The sequence below is a fragment of the Sphingomonas sp. AC522 genome (assembly GCF_979258125.1).
Genome location: NZ_OZ409836.1, coordinates 1,568,696 through 1,591,358, shown reverse-complemented (window position 1 = coordinate 1,591,358; position 22,663 = coordinate 1,568,696). Strand labels below are relative to the sequence as shown.

Here is a 22,663-nt window from a genome sequence, read left to right as displayed (position 1 = left end):
TGCAATGTTGCGCAGACAAGGCTCAGGGATCGAACCTTCAGCCCAGCGCCGATTTTAGCTTGGCAAAGAAGCCCTGGCTCTCGGGGCATTCGTCGCCAGTTTCGGTGCACCGGAATTCTTCGAGCAATTCCCGCTGCTTGGCGCTGAGCTTGGTCGGCGTCTCGACAGTCAGCTCGACCACCAGATCGCCGCGCCCGCGTCCCTGGAGCACCGGCATGCCCGCGCCGCGCTGGCGCACTTCGCGGCCGCTCTGCGTGCCCGGCGCGATCTTCACGACATGCTTCTCGCCATCGAGCCCCGGCAGCGTGATTTCGCCGCCAAGCGCCGCAGTGGTGAAGCTGATCGGCGCGCGCGCGTGCAGATTGGTACCCTCGCGCTCGAAGATCGCGTGCCGCTGGACGTGGAGGAAGATGTAAAGGTCGCCCGAAGGCGCGCCGCGGCCGCCGGCCTCGCCTTCGCCCTGCAGCCGGATGCGGGTGCCTTCGTCGACGCCGGGGGGCACGTTAATCTTGAGAAGTCTTGGTCTTGTCGACCCGGCCTTCGCCGCGGCATTCCTTGCACGGATCGGCGATCACTTCGCCCGCGCCGTGGCAGACCGGACAGGTCCGCTCGACCATGAAGAAGCCTTGCTGCGCGCGCACCTTGCCATGCCCGCCGCATTGCTTGCACTGGTGCGCGACGGTGCCCGGCTTAGCGCCCGAGCCTGCGCACGGTTCGCAGACGCCCGAGACGTCGACAGTGATTTCGCTGGCCCGCCCGTGGAATGCGTCCTCGAGGCTGATTTCCATGTCGTAGCGCAAGTCGGCGCCGCGGCGACTGGGCCGGCCGCCGCCGCGCCCGCCCATGAACTCGCCGAACACGCTTTCGAAGATATCGCTGAAGCCGCTGAAATCCTGGCCGCCAAAGCCGCCGGGGCCGCCCCCGCCGCCATTCTTGAACGCGGCATGGCCATAGCGATCGTACGCAGCGCGCTTCTGCGGGTCCTTCAGGACCTCATAGGCTTCGCTGACCGACTTGAACTTGGCTTCGTGGTCCTTGCAGCCGCCATTCTTGTCGGGATGATACTTCATCGCGAGCTTGCGGTACGAGGATTTGAGCGTCGCCTCATCGGCAGTGCGCTCGCACTCCAACAGCTCGTAATAATCCACTTCGGTGGTCATGCACTCGGCCCCCGCGTCCCCGCTCCGTCACCCGCGCTCTCACGAAGATGACGGAGCCGAGACATTGCCCTTTTACGCTTTGTTGTCGTCGACTTCGGAGAATTCGGCGTCGACCACTTCCTCGCCGCCGGCTTCCGAACCCTCTGGAGCGCCATCGGCGCTCGGCGAGGCCTGTTCGGCCGCCTGCTTCTCGTAGATCGCCTGACCGAGCTTCATCGCCACCTGCGCCAGGTTCTGCGACTTGGCCTGCATCTCGTCGGCATCGCCCGCTTCGATCGCAGCCTTGGTCTCATCGATCGCCGCCTGGATCTCGCTTTTCAGCGACTCATCGACCTTGTCGCCATTCTCCGCGAGCTGGCGCTCGGTGGTGTGCACCAAGCTTTCGGCATTGTTCTTGGCTTCCGCCGCGGCACGACGCTTCTTGTCGTCCTCGGCGAACTGCTCGGCGTCGCGGACCATCTGGTCGATATCAGCATCGCTGAGACCGCCCGAGGCCTGGATGCGGATCTGCTGCTCCTTGCCGGTGCCCTTGTCCTTGGCCGAGACGTTGACGATGCCGTTGGCGTCGATGTCGAACGTGACTTCGATCTGCGGCACGCCGCGCGGCGCCGGGGGAATGCCGACCAGGTCGAACTGGCCGAGCATCTTGTTGTCCGCCGCCATTTCGCGCTCGCCCTGGAAGACGCGGATCGTCACTGCCTGCTGATTGTCGTCAGCTGTGGAGTAGACTTGGGACTTTTTAGTCGGAATTGTGGTATTTCGATCAATCATGCGCGTGAACACACCGCCCAGCGTCTCGATGCCGAGCGACAGCGGAGTCACGTCGAGCAGGAGCACGTCCTTGACGTCGCCCTGAAGCACGCCGGCCTGGATCGCCGCACCGATCGCAACCACCTCATCGGGGTTCACGCCGGTATGCGGCTCCTTGCCGAAGAACTCCTTCACGATCTGGCGGACCTTGGGCATGCGAGTCATGCCGCCGACCAGGACCACCTCGTCGATCGCGGACGCCTTGACGCCCGCATCGGCCAGCGCCTTGCGGCACGGCTCGAGCGTGCGCTGGATCAGCTCCTCGACCAAACGCTCCAGCTCGGCGCGGTTGATCGTCTTCACCAGATGCTTCGGCCCATTTGCGTCGGCAGTGATGAAGGGCAGATTGACTTCGGTGGTCTGCGCTGAGCTCAGCTCGATCTTGGCCTTCTCGGCGGCTTCCTTGAGCCGCTGGAGTGCCAGCTTATCCTTGGTGAGATCGATGCCTTCGGTCTTGCGGAAGTCTTCCGCGAGGAACTGGACGAGCTTGGAATCGAAATCCTCGCCGCCCAGGAAGGTATCGCCATTGGTCGCCTTCACTTCGAACACGCCGTCGCCGATCTCGAGGACCGAGACGTCGAACGTGCCGCCGCCAAGGTCATAGACCGCGATCGTCTTGCCGTCGTTCTTCTCAAGGCCGTATGCCAGCGCAGCTGCCGTCGGCTCGTTGATGATGCGCAGCACTTCGAGGCCCGCGATGCGACCAGCGTCCTTGGTCGCCTGGCGCTGGGCGTCGTTGAAGTAAGCCGGCACGGTGATCACTGCCTGCGAGACGGTCTCGCCCAGATACGATTCGGCGGTCTCCTTCATCTTCTGAAGGATGTAGGCGCTGATCTGCGACGGCGAATAATCCTCGCCACCCGCCTGGACCCATGCATCGCCATTCGAGCCGCGCACGATCGAATAGGGCACCAGCTCGGTGTCCTTCTTGGTGATCGGATCGTCGAACCGGCGCCCGATCAGGCGCTTCACCGCGAACACGGTCGAATCCGGATTGGTCACTGCCTGGCGCTTGGCCGGCTGGCCGATCAGGCGCTCGCCATCCTTGGCGAAGGCGACGATCGACGGCGTGGTGCGCGCGCCTTCCACATTCTCGATCACCTTGGGCTTGCCGCCCTCCATCACTGCGACGCAGCTGTTGGTCGTGCCGAGATCGATACCGATTACTTTAGCCATAGTCCCTCGTTGGCCCCTATAAAATCAAAAACTTAGGAAGCTGCGCCCCGAAATCAGGCGACGCAGGCAACCATTCCGTCAAGCGATATAGGTGCGCTTGCGCTTGCCGCAAGACACTCGGCTTTCTACTGCTTTTCCCGAATTGGGAGACTGAGCGGATGCGTGCATTTCTGGGGATCGTTTCGCTGGCGCTACTCGCGTCGTGCCAGCAGCCGGCCGAGCTGAAGGCGGACGGCGCATGGGTTCGCCTTCCGGCGGCCGCGGGGCGGCCGGGGGCGGCCTATTTCACCGTGCATGGCGGCGACGCTGCGGACACGCTGCTGTCGGTCACGACGCCCGCGGCGCTGCGTTCCGAACTGCACGAAACCAAGAAGGGCGAGCAGGGCATGATGGCGATGGCGCCGATCAAGGACATAGCCGTGCCGGCGCGTGGCACGCTCGCTTTCGCGCCCGGCGGCAAACATGTGATGCTGTTCGATCTTGGCCCGCGCGTGGCCGCCGGGCAGCGCATTCCGCTTCGCCTGTCCTTTGCGGGCGGCAAGACGCTGGAGGTCCAAGCGATGGTCGTCGGCGCCGGGGATGCAGCGCCGGCCCAATAGCTATTGCCGGGTGCAATCCATGCTTTCGCGATAGCCGCTGCGGGTGGTGTACGAAATCGTCACGCCGTCCGCCGTCGGGGCCGCGCCGGTGAAGGTCGCGCCGACCTTCGCCAGGAAGCCGGTATCGAGCGAATTGTTGACGCTGCGCAGCGTCCCCATGCTGACATAGCTCGAGCCCATCCAGGTCATGCACTTGTAGGTGCCGTCAGGAATGCGGCGGCCGCCTTCTACAGGCCGTGCAGGGGCAGGCATCGCTCGCGGGCGAGCCGCGGTTGCCGGGGGCATCCCCGCCGTCGGAGCGCCGCGGCGCGGCGCCATGCCCAGGGCCTCGCGCACGCGCGTGTCGCCCTTGATCAGATCCTCTTCGTTCCACCAGGCGGGATTGGAATCCGCGGCGCCATTCTTCCAGACAACGGTCTCGCATTCGCGCCAACTGTACGCAGTCGGCTTGCAGCGCAGCACTTTCATCTGCTGGCCACCGCCATTTTCCAGGATTTCGCCCGGCTGGAGCGCGGGGCCGGTTTGAGACACGAGCGTGGCGAGAGCGAGCGCGATCATTGGCATGGGAATCTCCTTTCCTCAGTTATCCTGCATATTCCCTTCTCTATATTGGAGGAATCCGCCACGTGACGCGCCGCATGCGGGGCGCTATCCTGGCCAGCCAATCAGGAGGCCGCGTATGATCGACCGTTTCCGTTCCTCGACCTGGGGCTGGCTGCGCGGCACACTTGCTGGCTGGGGCACGATGCTGCTGATTGCCGCCGGGTTGATCGCGACCTTCTATTTCCTGGCCCAGGGCACGCTTATCGGCAGCGCCTGGATCGCACCGGCGCTGTTGATTGCGGGCGTGGCAATCGTGCTGGTCAAGTGGATCGGCAACCTCGCTACCACCTATGAGGTTACCGCCGAGCGGCTGATCCTCCACAAGGGTATCCTCGTGAAGTCGATCGACGAGATCGAACTCTACCGCGTCAAGGACGTGCGCATCGACTTCACGATCGTCAACCAGATGGCCGATATCGGCGCGATCACGATCACGTCATCCGACGAGACGACGCGCGAGGCGCCGCTCGTAATCCGCGACGTCGAGCACGCCCGCGCCCGCCGCGAGAAACTGCGCGAACTGGTCGATGCGGCGCGGCGCACCCGCGGCGTGCGCGAGATCGACATGGTGCACGAGGATTTCGGCGAGCCGGCTTAGTCGGCCACGGCCATCTGCCCCCTGCGCCAAGCGAGCCATAACAGGCTCAGGCCGGCGGCAGTGCAGACCAGCAGGCCGGGGAGCGACGCTTCCGGGCCGAAGCTGCCGCCCGAGAGTATCGCCGGTACGCCTTCGGCAGGCTGGGTGAGCAGGGGTCCGCCGGCGAACGGCCCGGTCCCGCCCGATACCGCGGCGCCGAAGATCCAGCCCTGGGTGAAGTTCCACCCGGCATGCACGCCGATCGAGGCCCAGATCCGCCCGGTGAGCATGTAGAAGGTCGCGAGCAGGATCCCGGCTTCGAACGCGATGCACAAGGCGGCGAACCACGTGGCGTTGGGATTCCCGAGATGGAGCCCGCCGAACAGCAAGGCCGAAATGGCAAGCGCCCACCATGCGCCAAATGCGCGCCAGGTGAGCCGGAACACGACCAGGCGGAAGATGATCTCCTCGGTCACGCCGGACTGGATCGATTCGCGGATCGCCGGAAGCAGCCGGGCGATCGGCTGGGGCGTCACCACTGCCCAGTTTGCCGCCCATAACAGCCCGATCGACGCGGCCATCAGCAGCGCGCCGATCACCAGACCGCCGAGCAGTTCGGCAGGCAATTGGCGGAGCGACAATTCGGACGGGCGGCGATCCTCACCGTGACGCACGGCGCGGTCGTACAGCCACAGCATTAGAACCGCGCCGGCTGCGATCACCGCGAACTTGATGCCTTCGGGCACGTACTTAGCGGAGGTAAATGCGCCGCCGCTCGCCATCACGCCGGCGCGCAGGCCCAGATTCACGAAGACCACGAAGAGGAGCATGAGCGCCACGAATAGCGCGACCATCCAGGCCAGCGCGCGCAACCAGCGCAGCTTGCCGGCGCGCAATATGCGGGCACTGCCCAGTTCGACCCCATCCATCAAACTTCTCCAAATCGCCCTGTTCCGCCGGTCTACAATGCTGGCGGCGCAGCGGCTAGCGCGGCATAAGGCCCGGATGATCCGCTCGCTCACGCCCGGCGAAACCGCGCTTGCTGCCTCGGTCTTTGGCGATGCGATCGACTATGCCCAAGCGCGCGTCGCCAATTCGAAATGGATATTCTTCCAGCCCGCCCACACCACCATGGCGCCGCGCGGGACGATCCACTTCCATCCCAAAAGCGGTATCTACAGCCGGGATTTCTCGACATCGCCGATCGGCGTGCAGGGGCTTTTCATCCATGAGATGGTCCATATCTGGCAGCACCAAAGGGGCATCTTCCTGCCGCTCAAGCGCCATCCCTTTTGCCGCTACGACTATGCGATCAAGCCGGGGCAGAAGTTCGAGAAATACGGGCTCGAACAGCAGGCCGAGCTGGTCCGCCACGCCTTTCTGCTGCGCCACCGCATCCTGATCGAAGGCGCGCCGCCGCTTGCACAATATGAGACCATCCTGCCCTTCAAGTCGCGCTAAGACAGCGGCTTCCTATATTGCGCCAGCGAAGGCATAAGCCCCGCTCCTTCATTCCAACGAAAGCGCTGATTCCGTGTCCGAGATGTTCCGCATTACGCTGCCCGACGGTTCCGTCCGCGAGGTAGCCCCGGGGACTACCCCGGCGGACATTGCCGCGGCGATCGGTCCGGGGCTCGCCAAGGCGGCGATTGCCGCGCGCGTCGACGGCGAGTTGCGCGATATCATGCGGCCCTTCGAGGGCGACGCGCAGCTGGCACTGGTCACGGCAAAGAACGAAGCCGATGCGCTGGAGCTCGCGCGCCACGATTATGCGCACATCCTGGCCGAGGCGGTGCAGCATCTGTTTCCGGGCACACAGATCACCTTCGGGCCTTCGACGGACGACGGCTTCTATTACGACTTCGCGCCCAAGGATCGCCCGTTCACCGAGGAGGATCTGCCCGCGATCGAAGCCGAGATGCGCCGAATCATCGCTGCCGACGAGCCGCTGATCCGCGAAGTCTGGTCGCGCGCCGACTTGATCGCGCGCTGGCAGAAGGAAGGCGAGACCTTCAAGGCCGAATGGGCCGCCGAGCTTCCCGAGGGCGAGGAACTGACGGTCTATCGCGCCGGCAAGGGCGAAAACGCCTGGCTCGACATGTGCCGCGGGCCCCATCTGGCCTCCACGGGCAAGGTCGATCCGAATGCGTTCAAACTTACGCGCGTCTCGGGCGCTTATTGGCGCGGCGACCAGGCCAATGCGATGCTCAGCCGCATCTATGGCACCGGCTGGCTCAACAAGAAGCAGCTCGACGAGCATCTGACCCGGCTGGAGGAAGCCGCCAAGCGCGACCATCGCAAGCTGGGCCAGGAAATGGACCTGTTCCATTTGCAGGCCGAAGCGCATGGCTCGGTCTTCTGGCACCCGCACGGCTTCACGATCTGGCGCGCGCTCGAAGCCTATATGCGCCGCGCGATCGACGATGCCGGCTATCGCGAGGTCAAGACACCGCAGGTGATGGATGCGCGCCAATGGGAGCAGTCCGGTCATTGGGGCAAATATCGCGAGAACATGTTCGTCATCCCCGACGAGGTTCCCAACACGGAGGATGAAGGCCCGATCGTCAGCGACGATGCCGATTGGATGGCATTGAAGCCGATGAACTGCCCAGCGCACATCCTGATCTTCAAGCAGGGCATCAAATCGTATCGCGACCTGCCGCTGCGGCTCTACGAGAACGGCTGCTGCCACCGCAACGAGCCGCATGGCGCGTTGCACGGGCTGATGCGCGTCCGCCAGTTCACCCAGGACGACGCGCACATCTTCTGCCGCGAGGACCAGATCGTCGAGGAGGTGAAAGCGTTCTGTGCGCTCGCCGACCGGATCTACAAGGATTTCGGCTTCACCTATTCGATCAAGCTGGCGCTGCGCCCCGAGAAGCGCTTCGGCACCGAAGAGATGTGGGACATGGCCGAGACCGAGCTGCGCAACGCAGTCGTCGCGGCGGGCCTCGCGACCGAGGAATATGGCTGGGAAGAGCTGCCCGGCGAAGGCGCCTTTTATGCGCCCAAGCTCGAATGGCATTTGACCGACGCGATCGGCCGCACCTGGCAGGTCGGCACGATCCAGTCGGACCGCGTGCTGCCCGAGCGGCTCGATGCGTCCTATGTCGGCGAAGATGGCGAGCGCCACCGCCCGATCATGCTTCACCGCGCCATCTTCGGTTCGTACGAGCGCTTCATCGGAATCTTGATCGAGCATTTCGCCGGCCGCTTGCCGGCATGGCTGGCGCCGACTCAGGCGGTTGTCGCGACGATCGTCTCGGATGCTGACGATTATGCCAAGGACGTGACCGCCAAGCTCAAGGCCGCGGGCATCCGCGTCGAGACCGATCTGCGCAACGAGAAGATCAACTACAAGGTACGCGAGCATTCGCTGGCCAAGGTTCCGAACCTGCTGGTGGTCGGCAAGCGCGAGGCCGATGAAGGCACCGTGGCGCTGCGCGTACTGGGTTCGCAGGGTCAGCAGATGCTGACTCTCGACGAGGCGATCGCGCAGCTGACGGCCGAGGCGACTCCGCCCGATCTGCGCTGATGCCGGCGACGCTCGCAATCTACGCCGCCGCCGCGCTGGCGGAGATTGCGGGCTGCTTCGCCTTCTGGGCAGTGTTCCGGCTCGACAAGCCGTGGTGGCTCCTGCTGCCCGGCGGCCTCTCGCTGGCGCTCTTCGCCTGGCTGCTGACGCTGAGCAGCGCCGATGCCGCAGGCCGGGCCTATGCGGCCTATGGCGGCATCTACATCCTCGCCTCGCTCGGCTGGCTGGTGCTGGTCGAGCGGGTGCCGCCGACACGGTGGGATTTGGGCGGCGCGGCGCTTGCGGTGATCGGCTGCGTCGTCATTCTCGCGGGACGCCGGTGACCAGCATCCGGCCCGGCACTGCCGCGGACGTGCCCCGCGCGCTGGCGATCTGGCGGGCGGCGGTCGATGCGACGCATGGCTTCCTAACGCCTCAGGATCGCGCCGAGATCGATGCGCTGGTCGCCGAGCAGTTCCTTCCCGCGGTCGATCTGATCGTTGCGGAAGACCAAAGCGGCGTGAAGGGCTTCCTGGTGATGGACGGCGAAATGATCGATGCGCTGTTCGTCGATCCGGCGGCGCATGGCCGGGGCGTGGGCACGGCGCTGTTAAACCACGCGCTAGCGCTTTCGCCGAACGCTACGGTCGATGCCAGCGAACAGGCGGACAATGCCCCGCCCTTCTACCTCGCCCGCGGCTTCGAGATCATCGGGCGCAGCGAGACTGATCCGCAGGGCCGACCCTACCCGCTGATCCACTTGCGCCGCCGCGCGCCGGGGACCTGACATGTTTTGCGACAATATTTCAGGCTGAAACATAGAAACGAAGAAGCCCTCGTGACGTTCGCTAATCCGAGTTCGCTCCAGCACTCGCACAAGGAGAACATCATGAAGACCATCCTAGGACTGGCGCTCGCCGCCTCGGTCGCGATCGTACCGGTGGCAGGCGCCGCCGCTTCGCCCGACCTGCAGCAGCGCCACGGCGCGCAGAACGATCGCCGCGACACGCACAACAATCGCAACGATCGCGGCCGCAGCAATTGGAAGAAGTGGCGCAAGGGTGAGCGCTTCAACCAGCGCAATGCGCGCTATTACCAGCAGGTCGATTATCGCAAGTATCGCGGCCTGCGCGCGCCGCCCCGCGGCTATCGCTGGGTCCGCTCGGATAATGACGCGGTGCTCGTCGCGATCGGCAGCGGCATCATCGCTTCGGTGATCGCCAACGCGATCCGCTAAGGCAAAAGCGAGCGGCCTTTTCGGCGGCCGCTCGCTCCTGCTTCCAAAGTGCGCTTCTAATGACTATATCGCGTGACGGAATCACCTAGGAGCAAATCTTATACGTCCTCCAATGACCCGGCGCCCCCTGGCGCCACCGCCGATGAATGGTCCGCGGTTCAACGAATTCATCCAATCGCCCAAGGTCCGCGTGATCGATCATGAGGGCGAAAATCTCGGCGTCATGTTCACGCGCGAAGCGATGGAGCAGGCGAATGCGCTAGGGCTCGACCTCGTCGAAGTGTCGCCCAATGCCGATCCGCCCGTCGCCAAGTTCCTCGACGTCGGCAAGTTCAAATACGAGGCCCAGAAAAAGGCCAATCTCGCCCGCAAGAGCCAGAAAACGCAGGAGATCAAAGAGATCAAGATGCGTCCCAACATCGACGATCATGATTATGAGACGAAGATGAAGGCCGTGCACAAGTTCATCGGCGAAGGCGACAAGGTGAAGATCACGCTGCGCTTCCGCGGCCGCGAGCTGAGCCACGGCCAGCTCGGCATGGCGCTGCTTAAGCGCGTGCAGGACGACACCGTCGAGGACGCCAAGGTCGAAAGCTATCCGCGCATGGAAGGCCGTCAGATGCTGATGGTGCTATCGCCGAAATAAGCGCGCGGCACGGCTGAGAAGTTTGAAGGGCGGGGCCGCGGCTCCGCCCTTTTTCGTTTGCGTGTGCGGCGGTTCGGCGCGACTATGCTGACAACGATGTCGGCGAGAGGGTGCGGTTATGTGGCGATATGGGCTGGCGGCTGTCGCGACCTTGGTGCCGCCTGTGGCGGCCGCGCAGACGGTGCACAATCCTCCGATCACTGCCGGTACGGACGAGGCACTGGCCGTATCCGCGGATCACAAGTTGGTCTGGTCCGATGAGTTCGACAAGCCCGGCCTGCCCGACCCAAAGAAATGGGGCTGGGACACCAGCCGCAACAAGCAGGGGTGGCATAATAACGAACTCCAATATTACGCCGCCAAACGCCGCGAGAATGTCCGCGTCGAAAGCGGCAAGCTGGTCATCGAGGCGCGCAAGGAGCGGCTTTCGAGCAAGCCCGATTTCGGCGGGCAGGATTATGCCTCGGGCAAGATCGTCACCAAAGGGCTGGCCGATTTCAAATACGGCTTCTTCGAAATCCGCGCCAAGCTTGCCTGCGGGCGCGGCGTCTGGCCGGCGATCTGGATGCTGGCTTCTGACGGCAAGATGGGCTGGCCGGCGATGGGCGAGATCGACATCATGGAGCATGTCGGCTGGAACCAGGGCCGCTCGTTCGGCACGGTGCATACTGGCGCCTATAACCACACGATCAATACGCAGAAGGGCAGCTACACGCAGATCCCCGACGTGTGTGAGGCGTTCCACAATTACCAGCTCGACTGGAATGAGGACCGCATCTTGATCGGCGTCGATGGCCGGGCGCATATGCGCTTTGACAATGACAAGAAGGGCGATCCCAAGACCTGGCCGTTCGGCACGCCCGAATATCTGATCCTCAACGTCGCGGTCGGCGGCTGGGGCGGGCAGATGGGAATCGACGACAAGGCGTTCCCGGCGAAGATGGAAGTCGAATATGTGCGGGTTTGGCAGAAGCCCTAAGCCGCCGTATTGGTGACGTAATTCGCTAGCACTCCTGGGCCCGGGGGCGGTTTGGGAGGATTTCGATGATGCGTTGCCGTGCGCGCCTGCTTGCTGCCTTCTCAACGCTTGCGATATTGCCCGGCGCGGCAGCCGCCTCTCCGGTTGTTCCTCAGTCCGCGCCGCCGCGCCAGGCACCGGGGCTGTCGCCCGCCGAGGACCGCATCACCGATCTGATCCGCGCCTGGTATTTTACGCGGCTCTTCCATCCCGATCTCGCCGGCACCGAAGCCGAGTGGAATGCGGCGCTGGTCGCGGCGGTCGAGCCCACGCTTGCCACCGCGGACGATGCCGCCTTTGCAGAAGTGGTGGACAGGATGCTCGCCAAGGTGGGCGGCTCGCGCGCCTCGGTGCTCGGCGCCTTGCCGCCGGCCGAGGCCACGGCGGCGGCCGCTCCGACCTTCCGCATCGTCGATGGCGTGGCCGTGGCCGATTGCACGGCGATCGGTGCGGCGCGCATATCCGGCAAATCGCTCGCCGAAGCCGTCGCTTCGGTCCGCCCGGCGATCGAGCAGAAAGGCATGGTGGTCGATTGCCGCCACTTCGCCGCGCGCGGCGAGCAGCGCTATTTCCAGGCGCTCCACAGCGTGGAATGGGCACGCAGCCTGGTCTCGGCTGCGACGCCAGTGCCCGTCTCCGCAGGCTTTCGCCAGGTCCGCTTCCACGACGGCTATCCGCCCGAGAGCGGCGCCACTTCCGGCGGTTATGAAGCCGGCCTGGCGAACGTCGCGATCACGCCGCTGTCCGGGCGGCCCGGCGGCGTAAAGGCGCGCATGACCTTCCTGTTCGACGCGACCACGCCGCCCGAAGCGTTGCCCATTGCCGCCGCGGCCCAATCGGCAGGGCTGGCGCGCGTCGTGGTGGAAGGCAATGGCGTCACGCCCGAACGTACCGCGCTGATGCTGCGCCATGTCCGCGTCGAGATATTGACGGCGCGCTATGTCGCACCGGACGGCCGCGACGGGATGCGCCCCGACGCCTGCGTGGCAGCGGGCGATGCCGCCGCCGGGCTCGCCAAGGCGATCGCCCTGTTGGACCCGGCCGAGGCAGGAGGCGGATGCGCCGCGACTCCCTCCCGCCCCGTTCCGCAGGCAGCGCCGACCGGTGCAGCGCCCCCACCCTTCCCGTTGCCATCGATCGGTGAGCGCGTACTGGCGCTCGCCAAGGTCTGGGGGGCGCTGACTTATTTCAATCCCTATCGCGCCTTGCTCGACCAGCCCTGGGACGATCAACTCGATGCCTTCGTCCCAGTCTTTCTCGGCGCGGCCACGCGCGCCGATTACGAGACCGCGCTCCGGCGGCTGACGCACAAGACCGACGACACCCATGTTGGGGTGCGCGGGATTTCTTCCGACGCCGGCCTTTTCGCGCCGCCGCTCTACATCCGGCCGATCGGCAAGGGCTGGGCAGTGGCCGCGATCCACGACCCTGCGCGCGCTGCCGGGGTGGCGATCGGCGATGAATTGCTCAGCGTCGACGGGCGGCCGGTGACCGAGATTTTCGCCGAGGCCCGCGCCCTCACCGCCGCCTCGACGCCGCAATCGGCCAATGGAATCCTCGCCGGGCGGCTGATCGCGGGCGCCAAGGACAGCGTCGCGCGGCTGGAACTCCGGCGCGACGGCAAGGCATTCGAAGTGGCGCTGCCGCGGACGCTCGAATTCTGGACCGCGCGCAGCGAACCCGCCGACACGTCGCCCGCCTGGCGGCGGCTCGCCGGCGATATCGGCTTTATCGACCTGCAGCGCCTGACGCGGATGGACGCCAATAAGGCGATGGACGATCTGCTCGACACCAAGGCAATCATATTCGACCTGCGCGGCTATCCGCAGGGCACGGCCTGGGTCATCGCGCCGCGCCTGGCGCCCGATGATGCACCGCGCGTCGCCGCCTTGTTCCGCCGCCCGCAATATCGCGGGCCAGGCCAGCCGACGGCGCTGTCCAGCAGCTTCGAGCAGGAAGTGCCGCCGACCGACAAGCCACGCTACAAGGGCCGCGTGGTGGTGATGATCGACGACCGGGCGATCAGCCAGTCCGAGCATACCGGGCTGTTCATCAAGGCAGCACGCCCTGACGCGATCTTCGTCGGCTCGCCGACCACCGGCGCGAATGGAGACGTCACGACGATCAACCTGCCGGGCAATCTGATGGTCAGCTTCACCGGCCACAGCGTTCGCTTTCCCGATGGCCGCGAGCTTCAGCGCAAGGGCATCCAGCCCGATATCGCCGTGGCGCCGACGCTTGCCGGGATGCGCGCGGGGCGGGACGAGGTGCTGGAGACGGCACTCAAGGCCGCGCGGGGAAAGCCGCGCTAGGCCGCAGGCGGCTCCCATAATTCGATGGCATTGCCCTCGGGATCGTGGATGCGGGCGAACTGGCCCGTGCTGGGATCATTCCATTCGGGCTTGGTGATGATCTCGATGCCCGCGGCGTTTAGCTGGTCGAGCAGGCTGTCGAGATCGGTGACGCGCAGATTGATCATGTGCTGCTTGTCGGCTGCAAAATAATCGGTGTCGGCCTTGAAGGGCGCGAAGACCATCGGGCCGCCGGCGGTGGTCCAGACCCATTCGTTGACCACGCCCTCGCCGCTGCCGTCGCAGCCGCCGCCGACGTTGAGATGCTCGCGATACCAGGCGTTGAGCGCGTCAGGGTCCTTCGCCCGAAAGAACAATCCACCCATTCCGACTACGCCCATCGCCCCGCTCCTATGCTGCCTGCATTACGCTACCGTCGCCCGAAGCCGCGTCAAGCAACCGCCGCTCGATCGCCTTCAGCCGCGCGGAGCTCTCGATCTTGTCGCCGATCAGGTCGGTCAGATAGAAAGTATCGACTGCGCGCTCGCCATAGGTCGCGACATGCGCCGAGTGGATCGTCACCTTCGACTGGAACAGCCCCTGCGCCAGGTGGAAGAGCAAAGCGGGCCGGTCGCGGGCGTTGACTTCGATCACCGTGAATCGGTTCGAGGCCTTGTTGTCGATCAGCACATTGGGCTCGATGTTGAAGGCATCGGCGCGCAGCCGCGGCAGCGGACGGCCCTTGAGCCGCTCGGACAATCTGGAGCGGTTGGCCAGCGCATCGGCGATGCTGGTCTTGAGGCGTTCGAGCCGCGCATCTTCGTCGAAAGGGCGGCCGAGCGGGTCCTGAACGAGGAAATTGTCGAGCGCCATGCCGTCGCGCGTCGTGTGAATGCGCGCGTCGATGATGTTGCCGCCGGCGACATGAATTGCGCCCGCGATCCGATAGAACAGCCCCGGATGGTCCGAGGCATAGACCGTCACCAGCGTGGCCCCGCGCTCGGGATAGACCTGCGCGGCTACCGACAGCTGGGCATCGCCCGCGGCATCGACCAGCCTTGCGTTGCGTTCGAGCACGTCCAGCGGCTCGGCGATCCAATAGGGTTCGGTCATCCGCTTCTTGAGCCGTGCCATGCGCTGCTCGTCCCAGCCGAGCATCTCCGTCAGCGCCGCCTGTTTCGCGGCGACGCGCTCGGTGCGGCCCTTCTGCTTGTGGCCGAGGCGGAGGACCTCCTCGGCGCTTTCGAACAAGTCGCCGAGCAATTGGCGTTTCCAGCCGTTCCACACGCCGGGGCCGACTGCCCGGATATCGACGATGGTGAGGATCAGCAGCAGGCGCAGGCGCTCGGGGCTCTGCACCATCTCGGCGAAATCGAGGATCGTCTTGAAATCGCTGAGGTCGCGCTTGAACGCCGTGGCGGACATCAGCAGGTGCCAGCGCACCAGCCAGGCGACATTCTCGGTCTCGGCAGCACTCAGGCCCAGCCGCGGACAGAGCCGCTCGGCTATCTCGGCGCCCAGCACCGAGTGATCGCCGCCGCGCCCCTTGGCGATATCGTGAAGCAGCACCGCGCAATAGAGCACGCGGCGGCTGACGACCTGCTCGAAAATGCCGGTGGCAAGCGGGTGATCGTCCTTGAGGTCGCCTTTCTCGATCTGGCTGAGCAAGCCGATCGCACGGATCGAATGCTCATCGACGGTATAGTGATGATACATGTCGAACTGCATCTGCGCGACAACCCGGCCGAACTCGGGCACGAAGCGGCCGAACACGCCGCTTTCGTTCATCCAGCGCAGCACTGTCTCGGGATCGCGAGGAGAGGTCAGCACGTCAAGGAACAGCGCATTGGCGCGCGGATCCTCGCGAACATCGTCGACATGCTTGGCGTCCCGCGCTGCGGCGCGCATCGCCAGCGGGTGGACTTCCAGCCCGTGGAGATCGGCAAGCTGGAACAGCTCGATCAGACGGACCGGGTCTTCGGCGAAGAACCGGTCGCGCGGGATCGCCAGGCGACCGCGCTCAAGGGTGAAGCCCTTGAGCTTGCGGGGGGATTTGAACAAGGTCGGCAGCCCGAAGCGCGAGCCGCGCGCGGCGAATTTCTCGTCGAGATGCGCCAGGAAGACCCCGGTCAGATCCCCCACCATCTTCGCCTGGAGGAAATAGAAGTGCATGAAGCGCTCGACCTTCGACTTCCCCGGGCGGTCCGAATAGCGCATCCGCTCGGCGATCTCGCGCTGGACGTCGAAGGTCAGCCGGTCCTCGGCACGGTCGGTGAGCAGATGCAGCTGGCAGCGCACGGCCCAAAGGAAGTTCTCGGCACGGCGGAACTGGCGGAATTCGTGCGCCGATAGCAAACCGGCCTCGACCAGTTCGGCGGGCTCGCGGACATTATAGGCATATTTGCCGATCCAGAAGAGCGTGTGGAGGTCGCGCAGCCCCCCCTTCCCTTCCTTGATATTGGGCTCGACGACATAGCGGCTGTCGCCCATGCGCTTGTGCCGCACTTCGCGCTCGGCAAGCTTGTCGGCGATGAATGCGCGCGCCGTATCCTGCTGGATCTCGGCCTTGAAGCGGCGCGAGGCCTCTTCATAGAGGTCGGTGTCGCCCCAGACGTAGCGCGCTTCCAGCAAAGCGGTACGCACCGTGACGTCGCCTCTGGCTTGGCGGACCATCTCGTCCAACGAGCGCGACGAATGGCCGACCTTCAGCTGCATGTCCCACAGCGAATACAGCATGGATTCGATCACCTGCTCGCTCCAGCCGGTGACTTTCCACGGAGTGAGGAAGGCGATGTCGATGTCCGAATGCGGCGCCATCTCGCCGCGGCCGTATCCGCCGACTGCGAGCAGCGTCATGCGCTCGGCGGTGCTCGGATTGGAATTGCGATGAAGCCGCTCGGTCGTGAAATCCCATAGCAAGCGGAGCAATTGATCGATCAGGAACGCGCCGGCGGCGGCGGCTTCAAGTCCCTTGGACGGATGCTCGGCGAGGCGGCGGGCGATCTCGGCGCGGCCGGCATCGAGTGCTGCCCTGAGTTCGGCAGTCGCGGCCTGGCGGAGCCTGGTCCCGTCCTTGGCCTCCAGGACCGCCAGCCGCTCGGCGACGCCGCGGCGATCGATCAGCGCGCGGCGGTTGGGGACGGAGTCGAAGCGGGAGGACATGAGAGGGAGATAGGGCGGTTCTCCCTATTCGTCACCCTACTACTCCCCTCTCTGCCAGGGAGGGACTAGGGTGGGTCGAGTGCTCGCGATACGGACCACCCCTCGATCCCCTCATGCAGGGAGGGGAAGCGTTAGTCCGCCTTCTTCGCCACCCCGACCAGCGCCGGGCGCAGGAGCCGGTCGCGGATCATGTAGCCGGTCTGGATTTCCTGGACGATCGTGCCCGGCTCGGCATCGGCCGAGGGCATTTCCATCATCGCTTGGTGGCGATTGGGGTCGAGCGCTTCGCCCAATGCGACGATCTTCGAGATGCCATGGCGCGCGAAGACCGAGTCCAGCTCGCGGCCGGTGGCTTCGAGGCCGACGACGAGGCCCTTCATCTTCTCGTCATCGCGCAATTCCGGCGGGATCACCGAGAGCGCGCGCGAGAGATTGTCGGCGACCGAAAGGACGTCGCGGGCAAAGGCCGTCGCGGCATAGGTCTTGGCGTCCTGCGCTTCCTTTTCGAAGCGGCGGCGGACGTTCTGGGTCTCCGCCTGGGCATACATCACTGCCGCCTTGGCTTCGGCCAGCTCGACCTCAAGCTCGCTCATTCGGTCATGTTCGGCGACTTCGGGGGCCGCCTCAGCAGTCTCTTCGCGCAGGTCAACAGCTTCGTCCTGCGTGTCGCCGGCACTGTCCATTTTCGTGTCTTTCGCCATATCTCTTCTTGTTCAAGCAAGTAATCGGGCCAGCGTGGCCGCGGTGAAATCTACCATTGGCACTACCCGCGCATAATTCAACCGCGTGGGGCCGATCACCCCCACCACGCCGACCACGCGCCCATCGAGCGCACGCACGGGTTTTGCGATCACCGACGAACCGGACAACGCAAAGAGCTTGTTTTCCGATCCGATGAATATGCGCGTCGCTTCGCCTTCGCGGGCGCTGTCGAGCAGGCGGGCAATCTCTTCCTTGCCTTCGAGCTCGTCGAGCAGCTGGCGCACGCGGTCCAAATCCTCGGTGGCCGTCGCGTCGATCAGCCGGGCCTGGCCGCGCACGATCAGCACCGGGCGGCGGCCATGATCCTCGCTCCACACCGCCAGCCCACGCTCGACAAGGGCCGCGGCGGCGCTGTCGAGTGCGGCGCGGTGGTCCTTGAGCTCGCGCTCGACGCGGCGCTGCGCCTCGCTGAGCGTGGCGCCGGCGAGCATCGCCGTCAGATAATTGCTCGCCTGGTTGAGCGCGCCGGGGTCCATCCCGCCCGGCAGTTCGACAACGCGGTTCTCGACCGAGCCGTCCTCGCCGACCAGCACCGCGAGCGCGCGGTCGCGGCCCAGCGGCACGAAGCTGAACTGGCGCAGCACCGGCTCGATCTTGGGGACGAGCACCAGCCCCGCACAGGCGGAGAGGCCGGAGAGCGCGGCGGTGGTGCTGGCCAGCGCATCCTCGACCGGCCCGGCCTGCCCTGCCCGCGCCTCGATCGCCGCGCGCTCCTCGGCGGAGGGCGCGCTGGCCTGCATCATCCCGTCGACGAAGAGGCGCAGGCCCGTCTCGGTCGGCATCCGCCCCGCGCTGGTATGCGGCGCGGCGAGCAGGCCGAGTTCCTCGAGATCCTGCATGACGTTGCGGATCGAGGCGGGGCTGAGATTGAGCGCCGAGATTTTGGAGATCGTCCGAGAGCCGACCGGCGCGCCGGTTTCCAGATACGAATCGACGACAATGCGGAATACGTCGCGGGCGCGGTCGGTCAGCTCGTGGATGGGAGGTGTGGTCATTGGGTCCTATGTAGCGCGTCCCGACGCACCCTCAACCGTCATCCCCCGATCCTAAAAATGGGGACAGTCTCTATTTTCTTTCCGGCGCTATCACACGAGTACGAGCAGCACAGGAAAATAGGGACTGTCCCCATTTTTCGAGGGCTCACGGCCGCTCGCCCACCAATGCCTCCAGCGGGGGCAGTGCCTCGATCGCGTCGCCGAGCGCGGAGGCCATTTCGGCATTCTTCTCCATGTCGCAGCCATAATAGAAATAAAGGCGCTGCTGCAGCTGGCGAGGGGTGCGCCAATGGACGTCGATGCTCGGCATGTCGGTCGCCACTTGCTTGCACAGATCGGTCCCCGGCTGGAAAATCCGGTCACCCATTCCGGGGCGGTATTGCGCGATCTGATCGGCAAAGGCGCGGTACTGAGCGGGAGTCACGGTGAAGAGACGCTCGCCGGTCACTTCGGTGTGGCGCATTCCGACGAACTTGCCCTTGCCGTCTGCGGAGACCGTGAAGCGGAACACCGGGCAGGTGCCGAAGCACGGGCCGGTTTCATATTCGATTTGCTCGATCGCAGTGGCGGAAACCGGTTCGGGCACGCCCGTGGTGTTACGATTGGAGGCGCAACCCGCCAATGCGAGCCCGATCGCGCCAGAGATCATCAACCGCTTGTGCATTGCCAGCCTCCCTTCGGACCCGCGCCGACACTGGCGCGTTCCTTTGCTTCCGTCTACGTCGCGCACCAAACCTGTAGGGAGAATGAAGCACATGCGTCCATCCGGCCGCGCCCCAGACGAGATGCGCGCGATCAGCATCGAGCCCAATTTCACGCGTCACGCCGAAGGATCGGTGCTGATCGGCTTTGGCGACACGCGCGTATTGGTCACCGCGAGCATCGAAGAGCGGATCCCGCCCTGGCTGCGCGGCAAGGGCGAAGGCTGGGTCACTGCCGAATATGGCATGCTTCCCCGCGCCACGCACACGCGCGGCAGCCGCGAGGCCGCCAAGGGCAAGCAATCGGGGCGTACGCAGGAAATCCAGCGGCTGATCGGCCGATCGCTGCGCTCGGTCACCGACCTGAAGCTGCTCGGCGAACGCCAGATCACGCTCGATTGCGATGTGATCCAGGCCGATGGGGGCACGCGGACGGCGGCAATCAGCGGCGCCTGGGTCGCGCTGCGCCTCGCGGTCAACAAATTGCTCGTAGCCGGGCTGCTCGAAAAGGATCCGATCCAGCAGCAGGTCGCGGCGGTTTCGTGCGGCATCTATCATGGAAATCCGGTGCTCGATCTCGACTACGACGAAGACTCGAATGCCGATGCCGACGCCAATTTCGTTTTGCTCTCGGATGGCAAGATCGCTGAGGCGCAGGCAACTGCCGAAGGCGCATGCTATGACGAGGAAGGGCTGCTCCGCCTGCTCCGCCTGGCCCGCATCGGCTGCGGCCGGATCTTCGAAGCGCAATTAAAGGCTGTCGCATGAACGGACCCGACGAAGGTATTGGCGGCGACGCTCCCCAGGCGATCCGCAAGCTGCAGCCCGGCAAGCTGGTCATCGCCAGCCATAACGAAGGCAAGGTTCGCGAAATCCGCGCGCTGCTGGGCCCCTTCGGGATCGAGCCCGTCTCGGCCGCCGAACTCGACTTGCCCGAGCCCGAGGAGACCGGCACCACTTTCGTCGCCAATGCCGAATTGAAGGCCCTGCAGGCCGCCGATCTGTCCGGCCTGCCTGCGCTCGCCGACGATAGCGGATTGTGCGTCGAGGCACTGGGCAACGAGCCCGGCATCTTCTCGGCGCGCTGGGGCGGCGAGAGCCGCGACTTCAATGAGGCGATGCGCCGCGTCGAGGACAATCTCGCCAAGCTGCCCCCCGAGACTCCGCGCGAGGCGCATTTCGTCTGTGCGCTCGCCCTGGCCTGGCCCGACGGGCATGTCGAATGGTTCGAAGGGCGCGTCGATGGCACGCTGGTCTGGCCACCGCGCGGGGACAAGGGCTTCGGCTATGATCCGATGTTCGTGCCGCATGGCTATACCCAGACCTTCGGCGAGATGGAGCCCGACGCCAAGCACGCGATGAGCCACCGCGCGCAGGCGTTCGACCAACTGGTTGCCGCCGTACTCAGCTAGGCCGCGCCCGCTGGCGCGTCCCGGATCGTTGCGCTAATCCACTGAAACCATTTCCTTCAGGTTCGAGATCGCATCGATGGCCCTAGTCAAGAAGTCGCGCCTGGGCGCTCGATCGAAGGCGCCTGCGCCCGAGGCTCCCGAGCCCAGACCGGCCCCCAAGCCGCCGCGCCGCGCGACTACGCGCGCGAGCGGCAAGGCTTCGACTGCGCTCGAAAAAATCGATGCCGCCACTCAGGAGCTTGCGAGCGGGCTGGCCGAATCGGCGTCCGCCGCGGCCCAGCTGCAGGCGGCGATGGACCAGATCTCCAGCGGCGCAGAGGAAGCGGCCGGGGCAGCCCAGGAATCGCTGGGGCTGATCGGCGCGCTGGCCAATGGCTTCCGCGAAGCGCGCGAGCGTGCCGAAGCATCGCGCCGCCAGGTCGATGCCGTCCAGTCCGCCTTCCTTGAAGCCGGCGCGATGATCGATGGCTCGATCGCGGCGATCGAACTCAATGCCAATCGCCAGATCGGCTCGGTCGATGCAGTGACTGCGCTCGAGGCTTCGGCGGCGAGCATCGGCGATATCGGCCAGGCGGTCGCGGATATTTCGGACCAGACCAGCCTGCTCGCGCTCAATGCCACGATCGAGGCGGCGCGCGCGGGCGAGGATGGGCGCGGCTTTGCGGTAGTTGCCGATGAAGTGCGCGCGCTGGCCGAAACCTCCGAAGCCAGCGCCAGCGATATCCAGGCCATGGCCGAGGGTGTCGGACAGGAAATCCGTGCGATCGCCGAGCGAATCCGCTCCGGTGCCGAGCGCGCCCGCAGCGAAGCCCAATCGGGCCGCGACGTGGTCCGCGTGCTCGACGAGGCGCGCGGCGCGCTGGCGGACGTGTCCGATGGCGCGCAGCTGATCCTGCATGCGGCGATCGAGGCGGATGGCGCGGTGCGTGAGGCGCAGCGCGGCGCCGAGCAAGTGGCAAGCGCCGCAGAAGAACAGTCGGCAGCGGCGGCGGAAGCACAGCAGGCGGTAGCGCAGCAAAGCGTCTCGCTCGACCAGAGCCAGCAAACCGCCGAGGCGCTGTCTGGACAGACGAGCCGGCTCGAAGACGGATCGGGTGGCGAACGCGCTGCCGAGGAAGTCGGCGCGGCTGCGGAGGAATTGTCGGCGGCAGTACAGGAACTATCGGGCGCATCGAGCCAGATCCTCGTCGCGGTCGAGCAGATTGCGCGCGGCGCGCAGATCCAGGCTGCGGCGACGCAGCAGGCCAATAGCGCGATCACCCAGATCGAGCGCTCGGCCAAATCCGCAGAGGAAACATCGCGCGGTGCCCTCGAGCGGATTGCCGCGATCTCGGGCTCGGCCCGCGAAGGCCGCGATACGGTCGAGGGGCTGATCGCCGGCGTCGATCGCTCGCTCTCCGAAACCCGCGAAATCCTGACTCTGATCGCCGGCCTTAGCGATACGGTGCGGCGGATCGAGAAGATCACCGACACGCTGGCCTTGGTATCGGTGCAGACCAACATGCTCGCCGTCAGTGGCTCGGTCGAATCGACGCGCGCGGGCGAGGCCGGGCGCGGCTTTGCGACAGTCGCCGGCGACATCCGCAAGCTGGCGCGCGACTCGGCCACAAATGCCGAGCGCGCCAAGGACGTAACGCGCGCGATCCAGGATGGCATCTTCTCGGTACGCCGCGACCTCGACCAGCTCGTCATCGCCAGCGAGGCCGAGATCGGGCGCAACCGCGCAGTGATCGAGCGCTTCGGCCAGATCGTCGAGGATCTGCAGGGCGCGGAGGCATCGAGCGAAGCGATCGTCCGCGGCGCCGAGGCGATCTTCAGCGCAGTGGGCGATGTGCAGAGCGGGACCGAGCAGATCGCGGCGGCCGCAGAGCAAGCCGGCGCTGCCGCGCGCCAGGCCGGGATCGCGGCACGGCAGCAGGCGCAGGCGGCGGAGGGGCTGGCGGCGGCAATCGAGGATATCGCCTCGCTCGCCGCGGCACTGATCGACGGCGCGGGCTGAG

At 65.6% G+C, this 22,663-nt stretch carries 21 protein-coding genes and 1 pseudogene; 13 read left to right on the top strand and 9 right to left on the bottom strand.

The features are described from left to right. Positions 1-37 precede the first annotated feature (37 nt). A pseudogene (gene dnaJ, locus ACZZZM_RS07730) lies at positions 38-1,160 on the bottom strand (molecular chaperone DnaJ). A gap of 72 nt (positions 1,161-1,232) precedes the next feature. Then, positions 1,233-3,146, bottom strand: a complete 1,914-nt coding sequence (dnaK, locus tag ACZZZM_RS07725) for a molecular chaperone DnaK (protein WP_463594525.1) — start codon at positions 3,144-3,146, stop codon at positions 1,233-1,235. 158 nt (positions 3,147-3,304) lie between these two features. On the opposite strand from dnaK, the gene ACZZZM_RS07720 reads away from it, so the two are divergent. Further along, positions 3,305-3,745, top strand: a complete 441-nt coding sequence (locus ACZZZM_RS07720) for a copper chaperone PCu(A)C (protein WP_463594524.1) — start codon at positions 3,305-3,307, stop codon at positions 3,743-3,745. On the opposite strand, the gene ACZZZM_RS07715 is transcribed toward ACZZZM_RS07720, so the two are convergent. After that, positions 3,746-4,303, bottom strand: coding sequence for a hypothetical protein (locus ACZZZM_RS07715; protein ID WP_463594523.1), 558 nt, complete (start codon positions 4,301-4,303; stop codon positions 3,746-3,748). Between the two features lie 121 nt (positions 4,304-4,424). On the opposite strand from ACZZZM_RS07715, the gene ACZZZM_RS07710 reads away from it, so the two are divergent. Then, positions 4,425-4,946, top strand: coding sequence for a PH domain-containing protein (locus ACZZZM_RS07710; protein ID WP_463594522.1), 522 nt, complete (start codon positions 4,425-4,427; stop codon positions 4,944-4,946). On the opposite strand, the gene ACZZZM_RS07705 is transcribed toward ACZZZM_RS07710, so the two are convergent. Further along, positions 4,943-5,854 carry a lysostaphin resistance A-like protein gene (locus tag ACZZZM_RS07705; protein WP_463594521.1) on the bottom strand — a complete coding sequence of 304 codons (912 nt, stop codon included), beginning with the start codon at positions 5,852-5,854 and terminating at the stop codon, positions 4,943-4,945. The two genes, ACZZZM_RS07710 and ACZZZM_RS07705, sit on opposite strands and share 4 nt — an antisense overlap. A 76-nt stretch (positions 5,855-5,930) precedes the next feature. Here ACZZZM_RS07705 and ACZZZM_RS07700 point away from each other — a divergent pair, with 76 nt between their 5' ends. From ACZZZM_RS07700 to ACZZZM_RS07665, 8 genes are all read left to right on the top strand, one after another. Then, positions 5,931-6,386: a vgr related protein gene (locus ACZZZM_RS07700; protein ID WP_463594520.1), complete on the top strand. Its 456-nt coding sequence runs from the start codon at positions 5,931-5,933 to the stop codon at positions 6,384-6,386. 82 nt (positions 6,387-6,468) lie between these two features. After that, on the top strand, positions 6,469-8,460 hold the full coding sequence (gene thrS / locus ACZZZM_RS07695; RefSeq protein ID WP_463596406.1) for a threonine--tRNA ligase: 1,992 nt from the start codon (positions 6,469-6,471) through the stop codon (positions 8,458-8,460). Beyond that, positions 8,460-8,783: a YnfA family protein gene (locus ACZZZM_RS07690; protein ID WP_463594519.1), complete on the top strand. Its 324-nt coding sequence runs from the start codon at positions 8,460-8,462 to the stop codon at positions 8,781-8,783. The genes thrS and ACZZZM_RS07690 overlap by 1 nt, the downstream gene beginning before the upstream one ends. Beyond that, the gene (locus ACZZZM_RS07685; protein WP_463594518.1) at positions 8,780-9,226 is read left to right on the top strand and encodes an acetyltransferase; all 447 of its coding nucleotides are present in this window, start codon (positions 8,780-8,782) and stop codon (positions 9,224-9,226) included. Before ACZZZM_RS07690 ends, ACZZZM_RS07685 begins: the two co-directional genes overlap by 4 nt. 102 nt (positions 9,227-9,328) lie before the next feature. After that, entirely contained in the window at positions 9,329-9,676 is a 348-nt protein-coding gene (locus ACZZZM_RS07680; RefSeq protein ID WP_463594517.1) for an RcnB family protein, read from the top strand. Between the two features lie 112 nt (positions 9,677-9,788). After that, the gene (infC, locus tag ACZZZM_RS07675; protein ID WP_463594516.1) at positions 9,789-10,322 is read left to right on the top strand and encodes a translation initiation factor IF-3; all 534 of its coding nucleotides are present in this window, start codon (positions 9,789-9,791) and stop codon (positions 10,320-10,322) included. Between the two features lie 118 nt (positions 10,323-10,440). Further along, on the top strand, positions 10,441-11,301 hold the full coding sequence (locus tag ACZZZM_RS07670; protein ID WP_463594515.1) for a glycoside hydrolase family 16 protein: 861 nt from the start codon (positions 10,441-10,443) through the stop codon (positions 11,299-11,301). Positions 11,302-11,366: 65 nt separating this feature from the next. Continuing rightward, a complete protein-coding gene (locus ACZZZM_RS07665) occupies positions 11,367-13,652 on the top strand; it encodes a S41 family peptidase (protein WP_463594514.1) in 2,286 nt (761 codons plus the stop codon). Here ACZZZM_RS07665 and ACZZZM_RS07660 read toward each other — a convergent pair. The 5 genes from ACZZZM_RS07660 to ACZZZM_RS07640 form a co-directional block, all read right to left on the bottom strand. Further along, positions 13,649-14,032 carry a VOC family protein gene (locus tag ACZZZM_RS07660; RefSeq protein ID WP_463594513.1) on the bottom strand — a complete coding sequence of 128 codons (384 nt, stop codon included), beginning with the start codon at positions 14,030-14,032 and terminating at the stop codon, positions 13,649-13,651. The two genes, ACZZZM_RS07665 and ACZZZM_RS07660, sit on opposite strands and share 4 nt — an antisense overlap. A gap of 10 nt (positions 14,033-14,042) precedes the next feature. Beyond that, positions 14,043-16,793 carry a [protein-PII] uridylyltransferase gene (locus ACZZZM_RS07655; RefSeq protein WP_463594512.1) on the bottom strand — a complete coding sequence of 917 codons (2,751 nt, stop codon included), beginning with the start codon at positions 16,791-16,793 and terminating at the stop codon, positions 14,043-14,045. A gap of 131 nt (positions 16,794-16,924) precedes the next feature. Further along, the gene (grpE, locus tag ACZZZM_RS07650) at positions 16,925-17,476 is read right to left on the bottom strand and encodes a nucleotide exchange factor GrpE (RefSeq protein WP_463594511.1); all 552 of its coding nucleotides are present in this window, start codon (positions 17,474-17,476) and stop codon (positions 16,925-16,927) included. A gap of 30 nt (positions 17,477-17,506) precedes the next feature. Next, positions 17,507-18,550 (bottom strand): heat-inducible transcriptional repressor HrcA, encoded by a 1,044-nt coding sequence (hrcA, locus tag ACZZZM_RS07645; protein ID WP_463594510.1) that lies wholly within the window; start codon positions 18,548-18,550, stop codon positions 17,507-17,509. Positions 18,551-18,695: 145 nt separating this feature from the next. Next, positions 18,696-19,214, bottom strand: a complete 519-nt coding sequence (locus tag ACZZZM_RS07640) for a DUF6438 domain-containing protein (RefSeq protein WP_463594509.1) — start codon at positions 19,212-19,214, stop codon at positions 18,696-18,698. 91 nt (positions 19,215-19,305) lie between these two features. On the opposite strand from ACZZZM_RS07640, the gene rph reads away from it, so the two are divergent. The 3 genes from rph to ACZZZM_RS07625 all read left to right on the top strand — a co-directional run bounded on the left by rph (position 19,306) and on the right by ACZZZM_RS07625 (position 22,662). Next, positions 19,306-20,019: a ribonuclease PH gene (rph, locus tag ACZZZM_RS07635; protein ID WP_463594508.1), complete on the top strand. Its 714-nt coding sequence runs from the start codon at positions 19,306-19,308 to the stop codon at positions 20,017-20,019. Next, complete coding sequence (gene rdgB / locus ACZZZM_RS07630) at positions 20,016-20,663, top strand: RdgB/HAM1 family non-canonical purine NTP pyrophosphatase (RefSeq protein WP_463594507.1); 648 nt, start codon at positions 20,016-20,018, stop codon at positions 20,661-20,663. Before rph ends, rdgB begins: the two co-directional genes overlap by 4 nt. A 76-nt stretch (positions 20,664-20,739) precedes the next feature. Continuing rightward, the gene (locus ACZZZM_RS07625; protein ID WP_463594506.1) at positions 20,740-22,662 is read left to right on the top strand and encodes a methyl-accepting chemotaxis protein; all 1,923 of its coding nucleotides are present in this window, start codon (positions 20,740-20,742) and stop codon (positions 22,660-22,662) included. Position 22,663: the final 1 nt, after the last annotated feature.